The following is a 17028-nucleotide window of genomic DNA, read 5'->3' as shown; positions in this document are numbered from 1 at the left end:
TCAGCGCGCGGATTGCGGGTTGGGGAGGGAGGCAATGGGGGCTGCCAGGTCGAGGGCGATCGCGATCGCGTGGTGGTCGCTGGCCGTGGGAATCCGGTGGTAGTCGAGGAGCCGATCGAGGAGGAGGCGGCTCAGGTGTGCGCGGTCCACACGCACGCCGCCGCGGCCGGTCGCGGCGTAGTGCGTGGTGAGGCCGGTGCGCCGGGCCAGGTGGGCGGCGGCGTCGTACAGCCCCGAGCCCACCAGCCGCTCGGCGACAGTACGGTTGGGGCTGCCGTCCGCGTGCCAGCGGCAGGTGCGGTCCAGGTCCTTGGTGATGTCTCGGGGGTCGGGCGCGGTGCCGCCGTCGTCGCCGTGGGCGGGGTGGCTGTTGAGGTCGCCGATGACCACGGCGTGATCGCTGTAGCGCAAGACGCGGTCGGCGGCCCACACCGCCTCAGTGGCGGCCGCCTCGGGGGTGACCGTGGTCAGGTGGACCCCGGCCACGGCCAGGCGCTCGGGCAGGCCGGCCACGTGGAAAAGCGCGATGCCCAGTCCGTTGTAGTGCTCGCGCTCGTAGGCGTCGCTCCAGCCGACCTGTTCCAGTACGCCGGGCTGGTGGCGGTAGAGCATGAGGTTGCCGCCGAAGGGGGCGCGGCCGTGGACCAGGCGGCCGGCCACCCGCATGTCCAGGTCGTTGAGGGCGCGGTAGAGCTGTTCATGCAGGTGGTCCCGCCAGCCGTGGCACTCCTGGAGCACCAGGATGTCGGGGGCGGCCGCGCCGATGTCGGCGGCGATCCGGGGCCAGCGGTGCTGGGGCCTGCCGGTGGGGGCCCGGACGCCGCCGTGCTGAAGGTTGACCGACATGACCTTCAGCAGTTCGGGCGCGGGCGCCGGCGCGGTGGTCGGGTCCGTTGAGTCCATGGGCACCTTTCTTGCGGGGGATCCTCGCCGCAGGCGAAGCGCGGCGGGCGGCACCGGTGAAGGGAACCGTGCGGTCAGTGCGCCGCGGCGACGGCGCCGCTCGACGCCAAGATGACACCCACCATGAGCAGGTTGTGGGCGGCGTGGGCGGCGATGACGGGCGTGATCCGGCCTGTGCGGTGGTACGTCCATGCGCACACCAGTGCGGCCACCACCACCGCCACTGCGGGAAGGCCCATCTGCGGGAGGTGGTAGGGGATTTTCGCGAGGGCGACCAGGAGGAATGCCACCGCCGCAGGCTGGCGTGCCGCCCTCAGCAGAAGCATGACGAGGGCCACGGTGATGACCTCCTCGATCCAGGCGGTGCTCACCGAGATCGGCAGGAGGACCACCCCCATGGCGGCGGGGTCGGCCTCCCCCTGGCCGGGGTACAAGGGCGCACCGCTGATGGCGAGGATGCCGGTGGCCGCGCAGTAGGACCCCAGCACCCACGCGAACACGGCCCACCACTGCCGCCGGGCGTGCGCACGGTGCTCCGGGTCCCGGGTCCAGCCCGGCGCCACGCCCACCCCGCCGAGGCCGACCCGGGTCCACCGCGCCACAACGACCGCGAGTGCCAGGACCAGTAGGGAGGTGACGGCGTGCATGGTCCAGGCTCGGGCGGCGAACGGCGCCACGGCTTCGAAGGCGAGGGTGTCGGGCATGGGCGGGGTGGGCCACAGAGCCCACCAGGGGCTGAGCAGTGTCATCGCGTAGATCCCGACCGCCGCGGGGTAGGCGAGGTACCACCGGATGCGGCGCGGCTCAGGCGGCGCGGTCGGGGCTGGGGGGAGCAGGCGTCGTCCCCGGGAATGGCGGATGGTCGGGGCGGCGCTTGTGGAGGGTGTCATCGCGGGATTCCTGTGTGGTGGTCAAGGCCGGGTCGGGCGGCAGGTGGCGGGGGGCTGATGGCTCCGGTTCGCCGGTCACGGCGGTGAGGCTCCTGCGCGGGTTGTGCGGCGTGGGTGCGGAGTGGCCGTCGTGGTAGGCGGCCGCGATGTCGTCGAGGGCGGCGCGCCGGTCCGTCGGCGGCTCTTGGCTCGCAGCAGCTCCGCGGAGCGGCGGGCGGGCCGCATGCGCACTCCGGCGGCCTGGAGGCGGCGCAGGAGGTCGGCGTAGCTCAGCCCGGTGGCCTGCATGACCTCGGCGGCGAGCAGGCCCTGCTGGTAGAGGGCGGCGGCGTCGCGGGGCCGGTGCCGGCGGCGCCGGGCGGGCGGCAGGCGGCGGACGGTCTTCAGCTGCACACCGCCTCCCCTGGCACCGGCGAAGCCGGGTCTGGCTGGGCAGGTCTGGTGCCGCCGCCGGGAAGGACGAGGCGGCGGCCGCCGGCGGGACGCCGGCACCGGGGGCCGATCGTGATCATGAGGAGCCCTTTCGTGCGGGTGGGTGAGGTGCGTCGTAGTGGTCAGGGGGAGGGTGTGCGGGGCGCGGGCCAGCGGGGGTGCGCCCCGCACGCCCCGGCGGAGCAGCGCGCCGGCCCGCGCCCGGGGCGGGACCGGGCGGGAGGCCGACGCGGCTCCCTCCTCACGGCCTGCGATCCGTGAGGAAGTGCCGGCGGCAGGGGTGTGCCCCTGGCGCCGGGGTGCGGTCCTCGCGGGCGCCAGGGTCAAGGGCGTCCGCGAGGACCTGGGGCGGTCCGGCTCAGGGATGCACAGGGGTACACACCGGACCGCCCCTCTTCACCGCGCCGTAGACGGCCCTTGCGGCGGCGCGGTGGGCTCGGGTTCCCGGCCGGGTTGGGTGGTCACGGTCTTCTCCAAGAGGTCGGTCAGGTCGGTGATGGTGGTGGCGGGGTCGGTGCCGGCGTGGGCGGGCAGAGCCGGGGCGCGCTGGGCCAGCCGGGCGCGCAGCAGGATCCGGTCGTGGGAGCCCAGGCCCAGCCGCTCCAGCGGTGTGGTGTCGTCACCGGGCCGCAGCGGCAGGGGCGCGGCCTCGGCGACCATCGCCCGGACCAGGCCGGCCAGGCGCGCCCGGCGCTCGTCGGCCGCCAGGCCGGCGAGGTCGTCGGCCAGATCCGGTACCTCCTGGCGGGGCTGGTGGTGCCAGCGCGGCAGCGGCAGCCGGGTGTGGGGGGTGCGGGGGGTGGGCCAGGCGGGGGCGCGGCCGCGGGTGTAGGCGGTGGCGGCGATGTGCAGCAGCGCGGTGTGCGCATCGGCTCCGGCCGGCGCGGTGGCCAGGGCGGCGGGCAGGCCGTGGCGGGCGATGGTCTGGGTGATGGGGGCGCTGAGCACCGGCCGCGGGGAGACCTCCACCACCAGGGTGGGGCCCGCGTGCAGCGCCTCGGCCAGGGCGGCGTAGAAGTCCACCGGCTCCCGCAGTTGCGCCTGCCAGTAGGCCTCGTCCAGGTCGAAACCCACCTCGCGGGGGAACACGGTGGAGACCATCGGCACGCGCGGCCGGCGCCACCGCAGGGGGGTGATGTGGGCCAGCAGCCGGTCCTGGTGGTCGGCGAGCAGGCGGGAGTGGGCCGGGGGCGCGTCACCGATCATCCGGTGCCACACCCCGGTGGCTTCCAGGTGCCCGGCGAGGGACTCCAGGGCGGTGGCCGGGCCGGCCACCACGGTGGTGGCGGGCCCGTTGATGCAGGCGATCTCGGCTCCGGCGGGCATGCCCGGCAGTTGCTTCACCTCTTCCTCCGACAGGCCGATGGCCAGCAGGCACCCCAGCGCCTGGGCCTCGTGCAGGAGAGCGGAGCGGGCGGTGACCAGGCGGGCGGCCTCGGCCAGGGGCAGCGCGCCGGCGGTGTGGGCGGCGGCGACCTCGCCCAGGGAGTGCCCGATGACCGTGTCGGGGGCCAGGCCCCAGGCGGTCAGGGCGGCGGCCATGGCGATCTGGTGGGCCCAGGTGGCCTGCTGGCGGTGGGCGTAGGAGGCCGGGGCGCCTTCGGCGGGGTTCCACGCCTGGCCGGGGGCGGCCGCGTCCAGCGCCGCGCACGCCTGCTCCAACGCGGCGGCGAACTCGGTCACGGTGCGGGTTGTTCCGGTGGCCATGGCGGGGTGGTCGGCGCCGTGCCCGCCGAAGACGTAGACGATCCGCGGCCGAGTGCGCACGGCGGTGCGGGGGCCGACCACTCCCAGGTGCGGGCGGGAGCGGGCCAGGGCCTCCAGCGCGTCGGCGGCCTCGTGGCGGGTGGCGGCGATGGCGGCGGCGCGGTGGGCGTGGTGGTCGCGGCGGTGGGCGGCGGTGGAGGCCAGGGCTTGCACAGGAGTGCCCGAGCGCAGCGCGCGGGCCAGTCGCCGGCGGTGGCCGCCAGCACCTGGGGGGTCTGCGCCGACACCGGCACCACCACCGGGCCAGCGGCCTCGGAGGCGGCCGCTTCCTCGGCGATGGGTTCCTCGCCGCTTGGGCGGAGATGGGGGGCGGTGGGCGCCGCCGTCGACGCCTGCTCGGCCGCGCCCTGCCGACCAGAACCGGCTGGAACGGGATCAGGGGTTTGGACGAGGACGGCGTGGGCGCCGGTGCCGCCGAACCCGAACGCCGACACCCCGGCCACCCGCACCCCGGTGCGCGCCCAGGGCTCCACCGTGGTGGGCACGCGCAGGCCGTGCTTGGCCAGGACCGGGTCGGGGCGGGTGTGGCCGGCGGTGGGCCAGACCTCGCCGTGGTGCAGGGCCAGGGCGGTGGCGGCCACCCCGGCGAGCCCGGCCGCTCCTTCCAGGTGCCCGATCGCGCCCTTGATGCTGCACACCAGCAGCGGGTCCTGGCGTGTGCGCTTGAAGACCTTGGCCAGCGCGCGGGCCTCGACGCGGTCGCCCGCGCGGGTGCCGGTTCCATGCGCCTGGACGACCCCGACTGCGTCGGGGTCGATACCGGTCTGGGTGTAGGCGGAGCGCACCAGGTCGGCCTGGGCGCCGGCGTGGGGGGCGCCCACCGCCGCCGGCGCCGCGCCGTCGCCGCCCACCACCGAACCCGCCACCAGGCAGTAGCCCGGGTTCCCGGCCGCGCGGGCCCGGGAGGCGCGCTGGAGCACCAGCACGACCACGCCTTCGGCGCGCACGTAGCCAGCGGCGCGGGCGTCGAAGGGCCGACATACCCGGGCCAGAACGCCGCCGGCGGCGAACGCCGAGGTCACCACCGCGTTGTCCACGGAGTTCAGGCCGGCCACCAGCGCGGTGTCGACGCGCTGGTCCTGGAGGTCGCGGCAGGCGTAGTGCAGGGCGGTCAGCGAGGCCGAGCAGGCGGTGTCGATGCTCAGGAGCGGGCCGCGGGCGTCCAGGTGGCGGGCCAGGCGGGTGCCGATCATGCCCGTGCAGGCCCCGCCCACCTCCAGCAGGCCCGGCGAGCGCCCCGGGGCGAACTCCCGCACCGCCGCGTCGATGGCGGCCGTGCCGGTGTAGATGCCGGTGCGCGGCCCGGCCAGGGCCGAGGCGGGGATCCCGGCGTCGGCCAAAGCCTCCACGGCGGTCTCCAGCAGCAGGCGGTGCAGCGGGTCCATCGCGGCGGCGGCCGCCTCCTCGATGCCGAAGTAGGCCGCGTCGAACGCCGCCCGCTCAGGTTCGTCGAGCAGGCCCGCGCTCCAGCGGCGCGCGGGCCGGGCGCCCGGCGCCAGGTCGGCGGCCATGGCCTTCCACCGGTCCTTCGGTACGGGAGCGGTGACGGCGCACCCCGAGCGCAGGAGTTCGGAGAACTGCTCGGGGCCGCGCACCCCGCCGGGCAGGCGGCACCCGATACCGGCCACCACCGGCAGGTCGGGCAAGGCGGGCGTCGGCGCGGTGGGGTTCATCGGACCACCGCCGTGGAGGCGCCGGGAAAAGGGGCGGGATGGCGGTGGCGGGGGCGGGCGGGGGGCATGGGCACTCCTCCACAGCAATAAGTGAAAACCGGGGCAAACGAGTACAAAAGGGGTGGCGATAGGGCGCGGCGTCCCCATCGCGGCAAGCGCGGGGTGGTGCGGCGGCCCCTTGCGCGGGGCCGGCGGGTCAGGTGGGGGCGGTGGCCATGGCGTCGGCGAAGGCGGCCGGGTTGTCCAGCGACGCGATCCACTGGTCGGCCGCCGCGGGGTCGGCAGCGGCCGCTGCGAACGCCTCCTGGATGCGGGGGTCCAGGTCGGCGGCGTGGAAGCCCTGGACCATGTCCACGAACAGCGACAAAGCGCGGCCGTGGCGGGCCCAGTACACCTCGAACGCCTGGTCCATCCACTCGGCGTCCAACGGGCGGCCGGTGCCGGCGCGGGCGATGATCTCCTCGGCCAGGGAGGCCGCAGCGAGGGTGGAGGCCGCCCACCCCTGCCCCGAGCCCGGGTCGACCTGGACCAGGGTGTCGCCCAGGCCCAGCACGGGGGTGCCCGAGGGCAGCCACCCCACCGGGTGGCGCACCGCCGGGCGGATCCACTCGTGCACCAGCGAGGAGGAATCCAGCACGTCGGCGCCGCGGCACCGCTCCCACATGCCCGGGGCGTGGACGCGCAGCCGCTCCAGCAGCGCGGCGTGGATGTCGGTGTGGCGCCGCCGACGCGGATCGGGCACCGCGTCCAGCACCCCGCCCGGGGCACCCACCAGCACCACGGCGTGGGCCGGGCCCTCAGCACTGAGAACGGGCAGCAGCAGGATCTCGCCGTGGGGGGTGCTGACCACGTCGGCCTCCACCGGGCCCGGCTCCACTCCGTGCAGGGTGGCCTGGCTGAGGGCGCGCGCCCGGGCGTGGGAGGTCCGCCGCGCCTCATCGGGCAGGAAGATGCCGCCGAGTTCGCCGCCGCCCACCGCGATGACGATCAGGTCGTAGCGGCCGATGGCCGCGAACCCCTCCAAATCGGAGACGGTGACGCCGCGGATCTGCACGGAGGCGCCCCGGTCCTCGGCGTACTCCAGCCAGTCCGCCCGCTTGAGGCGGGGGTCCACCGCCACGGCCGGGCCGGGAAGCCGCCCCGAGACCGCGACCTCGCCCCGAGTGGTGGCCGCGGTGAGGCGGACGGTGTCCCAGATGGGGGCGACCTGGGCCGAGGGCGGCGGCCCGCCCGCGCTCCAGAAGTCCAGCCCCGCAGCCCGTTCGATGGACAGGGTGGCGGGCAGGGTGATCTGGGCCAGCACCCCGCGGCCGCGCCGCATCTCCTCTGAGGTCTGCTGGCTGAACAGCTCCACATCGATCCCGCGGGCCAGCAGGTGGTGGGTGAGCACGAGCCCGGACTGGCCGGCGCCCACGATCCCGATCCTCACCGGCCACCTCCGGCCAGGGCCGGCGCCTGGGAGTGGTGGCGCAGCGCGGTGCGCACCACGTCGCGCACCACGGCGAAGCCGACGGGCGGTCGGCGGACGTCGCCCAGGACCACGGGCACACCCGCGTCCAGGGCGAGGTCGCCGCGCACCGTGTCGGCGGTGGGCAGTTCGCGGCCGTCGTCGTTGACCACCACCACGAACGGCAGGCCGCGCTCCTCCAGGAAGGAGACAGCGGGAGCCGCGTCGGCCAGAGCGGCGGGGCAGGCCAGCACGGCGGCGCCCACGGCCCCGCGCGCCAGGTCTTCCCACAGGAACCTGAACCGCGCGGCGCCGGGCAGGCCGAACACCGCCAAGAGGAGGTCGGTGTTGAGCTGCAGGCGGCCGTAGTCCAAGGCGACCGTGGTCGTCTCGGAGCCGGACGAGGGGCCGTCATGGGGCAGCAGGGACACCTTCTCCTCGGTGCGCACCGGATCGATGTCGGAGACGGACCGGATCAGGCTGGTTTTCCCGGCGCCAGGGCTGCCCGCGACCACGAGCTTCACCGCACCGGCCAGCTCAGAGGCGGACGAGCGCATCGATCACCCTCCTCAGCGTCGCGGTGTCGGGACGCACGGCGCTGGTCTCCAGCACCCCGCGCTCGGCCAGCTCGGTCACCACGACCTTCACCACCCCGCGCGGGAGGCCGGTGGCAGCCGCCAGCTCGAACACCGTGATCGGCGCCGTGCAGGCGTCGACCACGCGGGCTTCCACCGACCCGTCCCGGCGAGGCAGCGCCTGGGGTGCTGCCCGGACTACCGTCTCGTCGCCGAGGAAGAACCTCCGGCACCGCGACTGGCCGAGGTTGCGAGGCATGTGGAAGCCGGGGAAGCGCACGGGCAGGCGCCTGGCATGGGCGGTCATCGCCACCACCGCCCCAGCTCCAGCACGGGCCGCACAGCGGCCCGACGAAGTCGAATGGGAATCATGGCGTGTGCTTTCTGCTCGGATCAGGGTGCGGGCGCGGTCGATGCCCGGGGAGTCTTTGGCGAACCGCCGCAGGAGCCAAGAACAATTCGCTGGCGCGTTTTTGGTTCTGCCCTCGCACTTCGGCGTGGTCGGGGGCGACGGCATGATGGTCTCCTGCACTGGGCGGTACGCTCGCGCAGCAGCCGGTTCGATGCTGCCTCAATCGGCCAACTGCTTCTCTATTCATTTAAGGAGATCGCAGTTCCGGGAGGCCAGGGCATGATAGCTGCAAAGAAGTGGCATGGATGATGCAACTGTGTTGGGGGCACAAAGAAGGGCCCCCTCGGAGTCCGAGTGGGGCCCGGGTGGGCGAATATCAACGGCTTTTATGCCCCGGAGAAGGGGGGAATTTTGAAACGCGGTTTAGCTCTACCAGGGATGCGGTTCTCGATCGTAGTAGAAGCCGCCGGTCGGGCCGCCGTCCGGTAGTGTGGCAAGCCACACCGGAGTTTCGGCAGCGGTGCGAACGTCCCGCGGGGCGCGCGGTCCGCCCATCGCTGTTCTTGTCCAGCCCGGAGAGGCGGCGTTCACCAGGATCCCTGTGCCCGCGAGTTCCGCTGCAAGGACGCGGGTAAGTGCGTGCAGCGCCGCCTTTGAGATTCGGTATGCAGGCTCAGAGTCGCTGTCCATTTCTGCGAGCGAGCCAAGACTGCTGGTGACGTTCACGATGCGGCCGTAATGGGTGGATCTCATGGTCGGGAGCACCTTTTGAGTGCACCGCCAGGCGCCCATTAAATTTGTGTCGATCACTTCCTGGGCCGTTGCCAAGTCGAGGTCGCTCGGGTGGGTGTCGCCGTCCGTTATTCCCGCGTTGTTCACGAGGACATCGATCCGGCCGTGCTGGGCGAGCACGCGGTCTACCGCGGACTCGACCGATGAAGTGTCTGTGACGTCGAGTTGCACCCCGGATGTGGGCAGCCCTTTCTCGCTGAGCTTTCGTGCCTGTTCCATCCCGGCGTCCTCGGAGCGCGATCCAAGGACGGCGGCGATCCCCTTCTCGGCGAGCTGGCGGACTATCTCCAGCCCTATTCCTCGGTTGGCTCCCGTGACCAGGGCAACGCGGTGTTCACTCATCTACTGCTCACTGTCCGTAATCGCCCGGATTTGCTCGTTCAGTGCCCGCACGCCGGGGTCCTTGGTGTTCAAGCCCACCCGGACGTCCTCGAGGTCCGCGAGCGGCCGCGTGGCCCGCGCCCGCCGGGCCAGAGCGGCGGCCTCGGCCAGTGCTGCGGACCCGTGGTCGAGGTCGCCGAGCCCGATGTGTGCCCTGGCAGTGCGTATGCGGTAGATGGCCCCGTCCCGCACGTAGGCGGGATCCTGGTGGTGCAGGGCGCTCTCCAACGCGTCGAGCGCGCGGCGCGGCCGGCCCAGATCGAGCCAGCACGCTCCGGCCTGAGCGTGGAGTTCGCTTTCGTCCAGGTAGTAGATCCACTCCGGAGTTGAGTCGTCGCTGTCACTCCGCTGAAAGTGATCCTCGGCTTCGTTCAACGACCGTTCGCAGTTCGCCCTGTCACCGCTCAACGCGTACGCCCGCGCCTTGCGAGAGGCGAGCAGCGCGCGAATGCGCGGCGGCTGGTGAGCCGCCTGCTGCGCTCCGGCCTCCGCGAGCTGGGCTCCATCGGCCGGATGCCCGGTCAAGGCCGACTGGAAGGCCATGGCAGCCAACGCGTTGCACACCAGTCCGGTGTCGTTCGCCCAGTGCGCCGCCTTCAGGCTTGTGGTGAAGAGGCTTTGCGCTGCAGCGTTCCACCCCTCGTCAAAGCTGATCCAGCCGCCGAGTTGAGCCAGGTGGGAGACCACGGTGAGAGTGCGGCGCTCGTACTCCTCACCCCGCGACTCCCCCAGAAGGTCGACGGCGATCCTCAATTCGCCCAGTACCACTTGGCGCAGGGCCTCTCCGGCGACCTGGTCGTCCATCCGGCGGAGGCGCGGCACTTCTTCTTCCAGCCAGGCGAGCACGCCGACTCCTGGGGCCGCGGCGGGGGAGAAGGTCTGGGACGTGAAGCTGTAGGAGCCGGCACCGGTGATCGATGCGGCCAACACCGTTCCCGTGAGGGCGAGGAACCGTCGTCGATCCTGCACTGCCCGTTCCACCTCTTCCTTCAGCGAGACCGCAGGCAAGGGCGATCTGCGCGAATGCTCCACCGCCGATATGGTGACCTGCCTGTCGTCTCCGCTCGCGGAGTCGAGCCTCAAAAGCGCCGCCAGCTCAGAGAGGGAGACGTCAAGCACCGCTGCCATGCGTTTGCGCTGCTGGGGTATGGGAGTCGCCTTTCCTGTCTCCCACCGGTGCCACGTCGACCTATCCACTCTCGCCGCGTGGGCGGCGGCCTCTTGGGACAGGCCGAGTTCTTCCCGGCGCCGACGTAGCGCGGATCGGGCAGACGTACCCATACGGTTCTCCTTCCCCACGCGAACCGTATCCCGGACTTCGTCGGTGGCCGTTGCCGGGGGCGGAGATGCCACAAAGTTGCCGCACGCGCGCCCCGGGAAAACCATCGACCCGGCGGACCGGTGCCGAGGTGCGGCTACGAGGGGGAGCGGTTCTTCTCCACGCCGTGGCCTGGGCGCATAGTCGACGGCGAAGCCGAGGGCCACCGGGCCGGTATGGAAGAGGCGGCAGAGCAGGTCCTGATATGTCGCATTCGGACGTTCGCCGGCTTCCCAGCTCTTCCATGAGCGTTCCGCGACGGCGGCGCCGCGGTAGCGATCGGGGTGTTGCTCGGCAAGCCGGCGGGCTGCTTCGACAGCCTGCTGGACCGTCCATTTCCAGGCGAGCCGATGGGATTTGACCTTGGTGTGTCCGCAATGGTCAGCGATCACCTCGGCAATGCGGTGCAGTTCGCTCACCTGCGGGTGAGCGTCGCCCAGTTCTTCGGCGCGGATTCGACGTGCGCATTCCACGGGGTGGGCGCTTCCCATGCGAACGGCCTCTCTCGCTACCCGGAGTGTGGGGTGACGCTAACACCGGTGCGGTGCCGGCGCGAGCGGTTCACGCCGTTCGCACGCTCCTGATGGGCGGGAGGGTGCAGCGAATTCTCACTACCGTGACGGCAGAGGCGGCGGCACGGTGGAAGGGCCGAGGAACCGTCGGCGCGCGGTCGGCGCGAGCCCTTCGCAGCCGATCCGCGCAGCCGTTCGCCGGGGGAGTTGACGCCGCCGTCGGGCGTCCCGCACCCGCCGCACGCTCGGCATGTCCGACGACAGCGACTAGCAGAGCTTGGAGCCTCCGTGCCCTCTCACACCCCGATCACCCCCGAACAGGCGCGCCAGAGCATGGTCGAGGACCTGATCCGCGAACGGGTGGGCCTGGGCATGGAGCTGCCGTCACCGCGCGTCGAAAGCGCGCTCCGCTCCGTGCCCCGCGACGCGTTCCTGCCCGGTCTCCCGCTGACCGAGGTCTACGACCAGCACCAGGCCGTGGTTACCAAGCGCGATCCCGAGACCGACGTGGCGCTCAGCTCCGTTTCGGCGCCGAGCATCATCGCCACCATGCTGCAACGCGCCGACCTGCGGCCGGGCCACCGCGTTCTCGAGATCGGTTCCGGCGGCTACAACGCGGCCCTGATCCGGCACCTGGTGGGAGAGCGGGGGCAAGTCACCTCGATCGACATCGACCCCGAGGTCGTCGACCGTGCCACGCGGTGCCTGAAGGAGGCCGGTCTGGAAGGGATTCACCTGGCTGTGGCCGACGGCGAGCACGGCTACCCCGACCGGGCGCCCTACGACCGGGTCATCGCCACCGCGGGGGCCTGGGACTTCCCTCCGGCCTGGGACGCGCAGGTGGCGCCGGGCGGCCGTGTGGTGGTGCCGATGCGGGTGCGCGGCCTCACCCGCTGCCTGACCTTGGAGCGCGGTGCCGGCGCGGGGCGGTGGCGGTGCGTCGCGGTCGATGTCTGCGGCTTCGTGCGCATGCAAGGCGCCGGAGAGCACTGGGAACCCATGCCGCTGCTGCACGAGGCCGAGGGCAGGCAGGTCGGGCTGCGACTGGAAGACGGCCCGTCGGTGGACGTCGGGGCGCTGCGCGCGGCACTGGCCCAGGATCCGGTGGTCCTCTGGTCCTCAACGTGCGTCGGCGGCATGGAACCCACCGACAGCCAGGACCTGTACATGGCGTGCGCGGCCGACGGATGGGCACTGCTGACCGCCCAGCGCGGCGCGGTCGAGGCGGGGATCCTGCGCCCGGTCGTACTGTCCGGAACCCCTGCGGTGATCAGCGACGACGGGACCAGCTTCGCCTACCGCTGCATCCGCGGCAGCGACGGCACGGAGGACGCCTACGAGTTCGGCGCGGTGGGCCACGGTCCGCGGGCCCGCCACGTCGCTCACGCCATGGTTGAGCTGATCAGCGACTGGGGCCGCCACCACCGGGGCCGTCGGCCAAAGATCGACATCCTGCCCGCCTCCACGCCGCGCGAGGCACTGCCGAGCGGGCGGGTCCTGACCAAGCGGCACACCCACACGGTCCTGAACTGGACCGACACCCTCGGAGAAAAGGAGCGACATTGAGCACCCTCACCGCGGCACCCACCGCCGACGGCCTCGTGGCCCTCAGCCGCGACCGCACGCTCGGCGACGACGCCTTCGATCTGGACCTGCGGGTCGAGGTCCCCGTTGTCGATGAGCCGCTGTGGTCGATGACCAACGACGGATGCGGCTCCACCTGCCAGAGCGCCTGCACGCAGAGCTGCACCAACAGCGGCGGCGGCGGATGACCTGAGCCGTGTGAGCGGGCGCCGAGCACGGTGCCCGCTCACACGTGCCCCCCGACCGGACTGAACGGAGCCCTGGTGTACACCCCCTTGACCGGACTGGGCGCGTCGCTGCGTGCCGCCACCCGCGCCCACGCCCCCGGGCGGCGCTGGCTCGACGTGGGACGGGCTTCCGAGGCGGAGTTGCGCGCGTGGACCGCCGAGGTCTGCGAACGGGATCACCTTCTGGTGAGGGCGATCGAGGTCGCCAGCCCGTCGCTGGCACGCACGCTGTTCCGTGCCGATCCTCCAACGAAGGCCAAGGCGCGCCGCACCGCCGCAGCGCTCACCCGCTACCTGCTTCGCGCCACCGGCCGCCCGACACCGTTCGGACTGTTCGCGGGAGTCGCGCCCGTCGCGATCGGTTCCTCGACACAGGTCACCTGGCAGGACCACCACCAGGAGTTCGCCCAGCCCGCTCCCGGCTGGCTGGCCGCCCACGCCGGCGCTGCGAGCGCCGAAGCCGGCCACGCCACCGGGGTGGTGGCCGCGCAGACGGTGCGCGTCCACGGCGACCGGCTGGTCCTGGCCCACACCCCGCACCGCGATGACCCCCGCAAGGCGGGCACGGTGTCGCTGCGCCACACCCCGGCGGTCTCCCTTGCCCTGGGCCTCGCCCGGGCGCCCACGACCATCGGTGAACTGCGCACCGCGCTCACCTGCGCCTTCCCCGGAGCCGGGGCGGCCGCCGTCTCCGACTTGCTCACGACCCTGCTCGCGCACCGGATCCTCATCAGCGCGGCACCGCCGCCCGTCTGGCACCCGTGGCCGCTGTCCCACCTCGCCGAGCACGCCCCCGCTCTGGAGCCGGCGGCGAAAGCGCTGCGGCACCACAACCGATCCGGCACCGGCCACGAGGAGCGGATCCGCATCCGCCACCGGGTCAACCGGGAGTTGGGCGCCGGCGACGGGCAGGCGGTGGCGATCGACACCCGGCTGGCGGTGCGGGTCGAACTCCACCGCCAGGTGGCCGAGGAGGCGGCCCGCGCCGCCGGTGTGGCGGCGCGCATTGCCCCAAAGACCGCCGACCAGACAGCATGGGCCGACTACCACCGGCGCTGCCTGGACACCTACGGCCAGCACGCGCTCGTCGACCTCCTCAGCCTGACCGGACCGGCCGGGCTGGGGCTGCCCGCGTCCTTCCCCGGCTCGCGCCTGACCGCCCCCGCCGCGCGCCCCGACCGGGACCGGGAGCGCGCCCTGGCGGCGGCCGCCGCCGAGGCCGCCGCGCAGGGCGAAGTCGACCTCGACCTGGAGGCACCGGCGTGGCGCCACCTCGTCGGCGCGGAGCCCGATCGGGTGCCCGCGCACACCGAGGTGCGAGCCCACCTGCTGAGCGCCTCCGCAGCCGATGTCGACGCGGGCCGGTTCCAGTTGTTCATCACCGGGCTCTCGCGCGGGGCGGGAGCCCTCACCGGGCGCTTCGCCCATCTGCCGGGCATGGTGAATCCACGCCTGGACACCCACCTGCCGACCCTCACCGCAGGCGCCGTGCCCGTGCAGGTCCTGGCCCCACCCATGGCCGCTGACGCGTCCCACGTCGCCCGCTCGCCCATCGTCGCCTCGCGCGTACTGGTGATCGACACCTACCCGCCCGACCAGCCAGGCGTCGAGGTCATGGACATCCGGGAGGTGGCGGTGCGCATCGACCCCGACCACCTGCGCCTGGTCCACACGCCCACCGGAGCCGTGCTGGAGCCCTTCTGCACCAGTGCCTTGGACACGCGCCGCTACACCCACCCCATGGCCCGCTTCACCGCCGAACTGCCGCAGGGCCGCACTGGCCTCTACCCGACCAACCGACCGTGGCCGCCGACCACCGCGAGCTTCGCCTACCTGCCGCGGCTGCGCACCGGCCGCAGCATCCTCACCCCCGCCCAGTGGCGCCTCACTCCGCACACATGGCCCCAGGCCCGCAGCCGGCCCCACCTGCCCCTGCCCCGCCGCGTGCTGCTGCTGGAGGGGGAACGCGGGCTGCCGCTGGACCTCGCGGAGCCCGCACAGCGCGTGCTGGTCACCGACCACCTGCACCGGCACGGCAGCGCCGTCATCACCGAGGCCCCCGACCCGGACGGCTTCTCCTGGTGTGGCGGCCACGCCCACGAACTCGTGTTTCCCCTGGGCACCACGCGGCCGCCGACGCCGTGCCCAAATCCCCCGATCGCCTCACGGGCGCGCAGTGCCGCGGCCGTCGACAGGTCCGCGTGGGTCTCCGCGCACCTCTACACCGACCCCTGCCTGTTCACCGGGGTCCTGGCCGGACTCAGCGGCCTTGACGCCCTCCTCGGAGGAGTGCCGGTGCGGACCTGGTTCGTGCGCTACCGCGACGACTCCGGTCCGCACCTGCGGTTGCGCCTACGGGCACCGGCCGAGCCGGACGCCGTACAGGCGGCCGTGGGGGAGTGGGCCCGAACCCTCGGCGAGGCGGAACTGATCCACACTTGGCGACTCGAGCCCTACCGCCCGGAGCGGGACAGGTACGGCCGCGGGACCGCCATGAGGGCCGCCGAGGACGTCTTCGTCGCGGACAGCCGCGCCGCACTGGCGCAGATTCAGGCGTGCGGGCAGGACGCGGACCGTCTTCGGGCGCTGGCGGCGCTGTCCCTGCTCCGCGTCTCCGCGGCCATGGGAGCTGCGTCTGACTGGCTGCTGACCCGTCTGCCCCGCTCCTCCGAGCCGGTCGACCGCCCCGCCTTGGCCCGCGCTCGCGCACTGCTCACCCAGGCAGAAACGGCGCCGCACGTCGACCGGGCGTGGCAGGCCCGGGACGAAGCACTGGCCGCCTACCGGCGCCACTGCCAGGACCCCCTGGCGGTGCTGCCCTCGCTGTGGCACATGCACCACAACCGTGTGCACGGGCCCGACCGGGACGACGAGCACCGCCTGCTCGCGCTGGCGCGCAGCCTCACCCTGTCCCTGCGCCACCTGCCCGGAGCGGCCCATGCCCCCCGCTGATGCGCTTCCCCAGGACCCGGCTTCCGTTGAGGCGGAAGCGGGACCGCCGCTGTCCCTCGCACGCGGTGCTCTGGGAATCGCCTTGGTCCACCTGGCCGCGGGAAGCCCTGCCGAGACGGCTCACGCATGGTTGCGCACCGCCCTGGCAGGGGGTGTCCTCGATCCCACGGTCCGTCCCGGCCTGTTCCACGGCCTTCCCGCAGTCGCCTTCACGCTCGCCCTTGCCCCGCCCGACCACTACCGCCGTGCCCGCGCGACGGTCCGGGAACAACTGCGGAGGCTCGTCCGCCACCGCCTGGAAGCCGCCCACGCCCGCATCGACCGCGCGGAACCGGCCTCCTTTGGGGAGTACGACCTGGTCAGCGGCCTCACCGGAATCGCCGTGGCGGTGTGGGAGGCCGACCCTGACGGCGAACTGCTCGAGGACGTGCTGGCCTACCTGGTGCGCCTGTGCCGCCCGGTGCGCCGCGAGGGTCGCTGCCACCCCGGCTGGTGGGTCCACCACTCGCCCCGGGGAGGACACGACCCGTACTTTCCCGACGGCCACGCCAACCTCGGCATGGCCCACGGTATCGCCGGCGTGGTGAGCCTCCTGGGATTGACCTACCGCGCCGGCCGCACGGTGCGGGAGCAGCGTGCCACGCTCGAACTCCTCTGCGCCTATCTGGACTCTCTTCAGTACGACGGTCGGGCGGGACCATGGTGGCCGCCCTGGACGGTCGCCCACACTGCCACCGGGCCGACCCGACCCGGGCCGCCCACATGGTGCTACGGAACCCCGGGCATTGCCCGCGCCCAGCAGATCGCGGCGTTGGCATTGGGCGACATCGCGCGCCGGCACACGGCCGAGCGGGCCATGGACGCATGTCTGGTGGCCGGGGCCGGCGTCGATGGCCTCACCGCCGGAGGTCTGTGCCACGGCCCTGCGGGGGGTCTACGCGCCCTCACGCGGATGGCCGAGGACCAGGCGCCCGGGGCGCCCCGACTCCGCCGCCACCTGCTGACCGTGCGGAAGTCCGCTGAGACACCCGCGCCGCACCACGAAAGGGCGGACTTCCTGGAAGGCACCGCAGGCACTCACCTGGCCTTGAACTCGGGTCTACACTCCCGCTGGGACCGCTGCCTCCTCCTGGCCTGAGGCGGCGAGCGCGAGCCGGTTCACGGGACTTCCTCTTGACGAGTGGCGAAGCGCCGCCCACGCCTTCGCGTCCACTCGCTCTTCG

14 protein-coding genes are annotated in these 17028 nt (G+C 73.3%); 4 read left to right on the top strand and 10 right to left on the bottom strand.

The features are described from left to right. The 10 genes from LG943_RS12830 to LG943_RS12785 form a co-directional block, all read right to left on the bottom strand. Positions 1-903 (bottom strand): endonuclease/exonuclease/phosphatase family protein, encoded by a 903-nt coding sequence (locus LG943_RS12830; RefSeq protein WP_270072480.1) that lies wholly within the window; start codon positions 901-903, stop codon positions 1-3. Between the two features lie 74 nt (positions 904-977). After that, the gene (locus LG943_RS12825; protein ID WP_270072479.1) at positions 978-1652 is read right to left on the bottom strand and encodes a CPBP family intramembrane glutamic endopeptidase; all 675 of its coding nucleotides are present in this window, start codon (positions 1650-1652) and stop codon (positions 978-980) included. A gap of 216 nt (positions 1653-1868) precedes the next feature. Next, positions 1869-2186: a hypothetical protein gene (locus LG943_RS12820; RefSeq protein WP_270072478.1), complete on the bottom strand. Its 318-nt coding sequence runs from the start codon at positions 2184-2186 to the stop codon at positions 1869-1871. Positions 2187-2621: 435 nt separating this feature from the next. Further along, the gene (locus LG943_RS12815) at positions 2622-3932 is read right to left on the bottom strand and encodes an acyltransferase domain-containing protein (protein WP_270072477.1); all 1311 of its coding nucleotides are present in this window, start codon (positions 3930-3932) and stop codon (positions 2622-2624) included. Beyond that, a complete protein-coding gene (locus LG943_RS12810) occupies positions 3905-5665 on the bottom strand; it encodes a beta-ketoacyl [acyl carrier protein] synthase domain-containing protein (RefSeq protein WP_270072476.1) in 1761 nt (586 codons plus the stop codon). The genes LG943_RS12815 and LG943_RS12810 overlap by 28 nt, the downstream gene beginning before the upstream one ends. Positions 5666-5861: 196 nt before the next feature. Continuing rightward, positions 5862-7094 carry a styrene monooxygenase/indole monooxygenase family protein gene (locus LG943_RS12805; RefSeq protein ID WP_270072475.1) on the bottom strand — a complete coding sequence of 411 codons (1233 nt, stop codon included), beginning with the start codon at positions 7092-7094 and terminating at the stop codon, positions 5862-5864. Next, positions 7091-7669: a GTP-binding protein gene (locus LG943_RS12800; RefSeq protein ID WP_270072474.1), complete on the bottom strand. Its 579-nt coding sequence runs from the start codon at positions 7667-7669 to the stop codon at positions 7091-7093. The genes LG943_RS12805 and LG943_RS12800 overlap by 4 nt, the downstream gene beginning before the upstream one ends. Beyond that, positions 7650-7994, bottom strand: coding sequence for a DUF742 domain-containing protein (locus LG943_RS12795; RefSeq protein ID WP_270072519.1), 345 nt, complete (start codon positions 7992-7994; stop codon positions 7650-7652). The genes LG943_RS12800 and LG943_RS12795 overlap by 20 nt, the downstream gene beginning before the upstream one ends. 474 nt (positions 7995-8468) lie before the next feature. After that, positions 8469-9173, bottom strand: coding sequence for an SDR family oxidoreductase (locus LG943_RS12790; protein WP_270072473.1), 705 nt, complete (start codon positions 9171-9173; stop codon positions 8469-8471). Next, a complete protein-coding gene (locus tag LG943_RS12785) occupies positions 9174-10949 on the bottom strand; it encodes a helix-turn-helix transcriptional regulator (protein ID WP_270072472.1) in 1776 nt (591 codons plus the stop codon). It abuts the gene before it with no gap. 381 nt (positions 10950-11330) lie between these two features. Between LG943_RS12785 and fxlM the strand changes: the two genes are divergently transcribed. The 4 genes from fxlM (at position 11331) to LG943_RS12765 (ending at position 16943) form a co-directional block, all read left to right on the top strand. Continuing rightward, on the top strand, positions 11331-12608 hold the full coding sequence (gene fxlM / locus LG943_RS12780; RefSeq protein ID WP_270072471.1) for a methyltransferase, FxLD system: 1278 nt from the start codon (positions 11331-11333) through the stop codon (positions 12606-12608). After that, on the top strand, positions 12605-12814 hold the full coding sequence (locus LG943_RS12775) for an FxLD family lanthipeptide (protein WP_179766672.1): 210 nt from the start codon (positions 12605-12607) through the stop codon (positions 12812-12814). The genes fxlM and LG943_RS12775 overlap by 4 nt, the downstream gene beginning before the upstream one ends. A gap of 75 nt (positions 12815-12889) precedes the next feature. Then, the gene (locus tag LG943_RS12770; protein WP_270072470.1) at positions 12890-15805 is read left to right on the top strand and encodes a lantibiotic dehydratase; all 2916 of its coding nucleotides are present in this window, start codon (positions 12890-12892) and stop codon (positions 15803-15805) included. Next, the gene (locus LG943_RS12765; RefSeq protein WP_270072469.1) at positions 15792-16943 is read left to right on the top strand and encodes a lanthionine synthetase C family protein; all 1152 of its coding nucleotides are present in this window, start codon (positions 15792-15794) and stop codon (positions 16941-16943) included. Before LG943_RS12770 ends, LG943_RS12765 begins: the two co-directional genes overlap by 14 nt. The last annotated feature ends 85 nt before the right edge of the window (positions 16944-17028 follow it).

Source organism: Streptomonospora mangrovi, from assembly GCF_027604915.1.
GTDB classification, from domain to species: Bacteria; Actinomycetota; Actinomycetes; order Streptosporangiales; family Streptosporangiaceae; genus Streptomonospora; species Streptomonospora mangrovi.
This window is presented reverse-complemented; position numbering and strand designations above follow the sequence as displayed.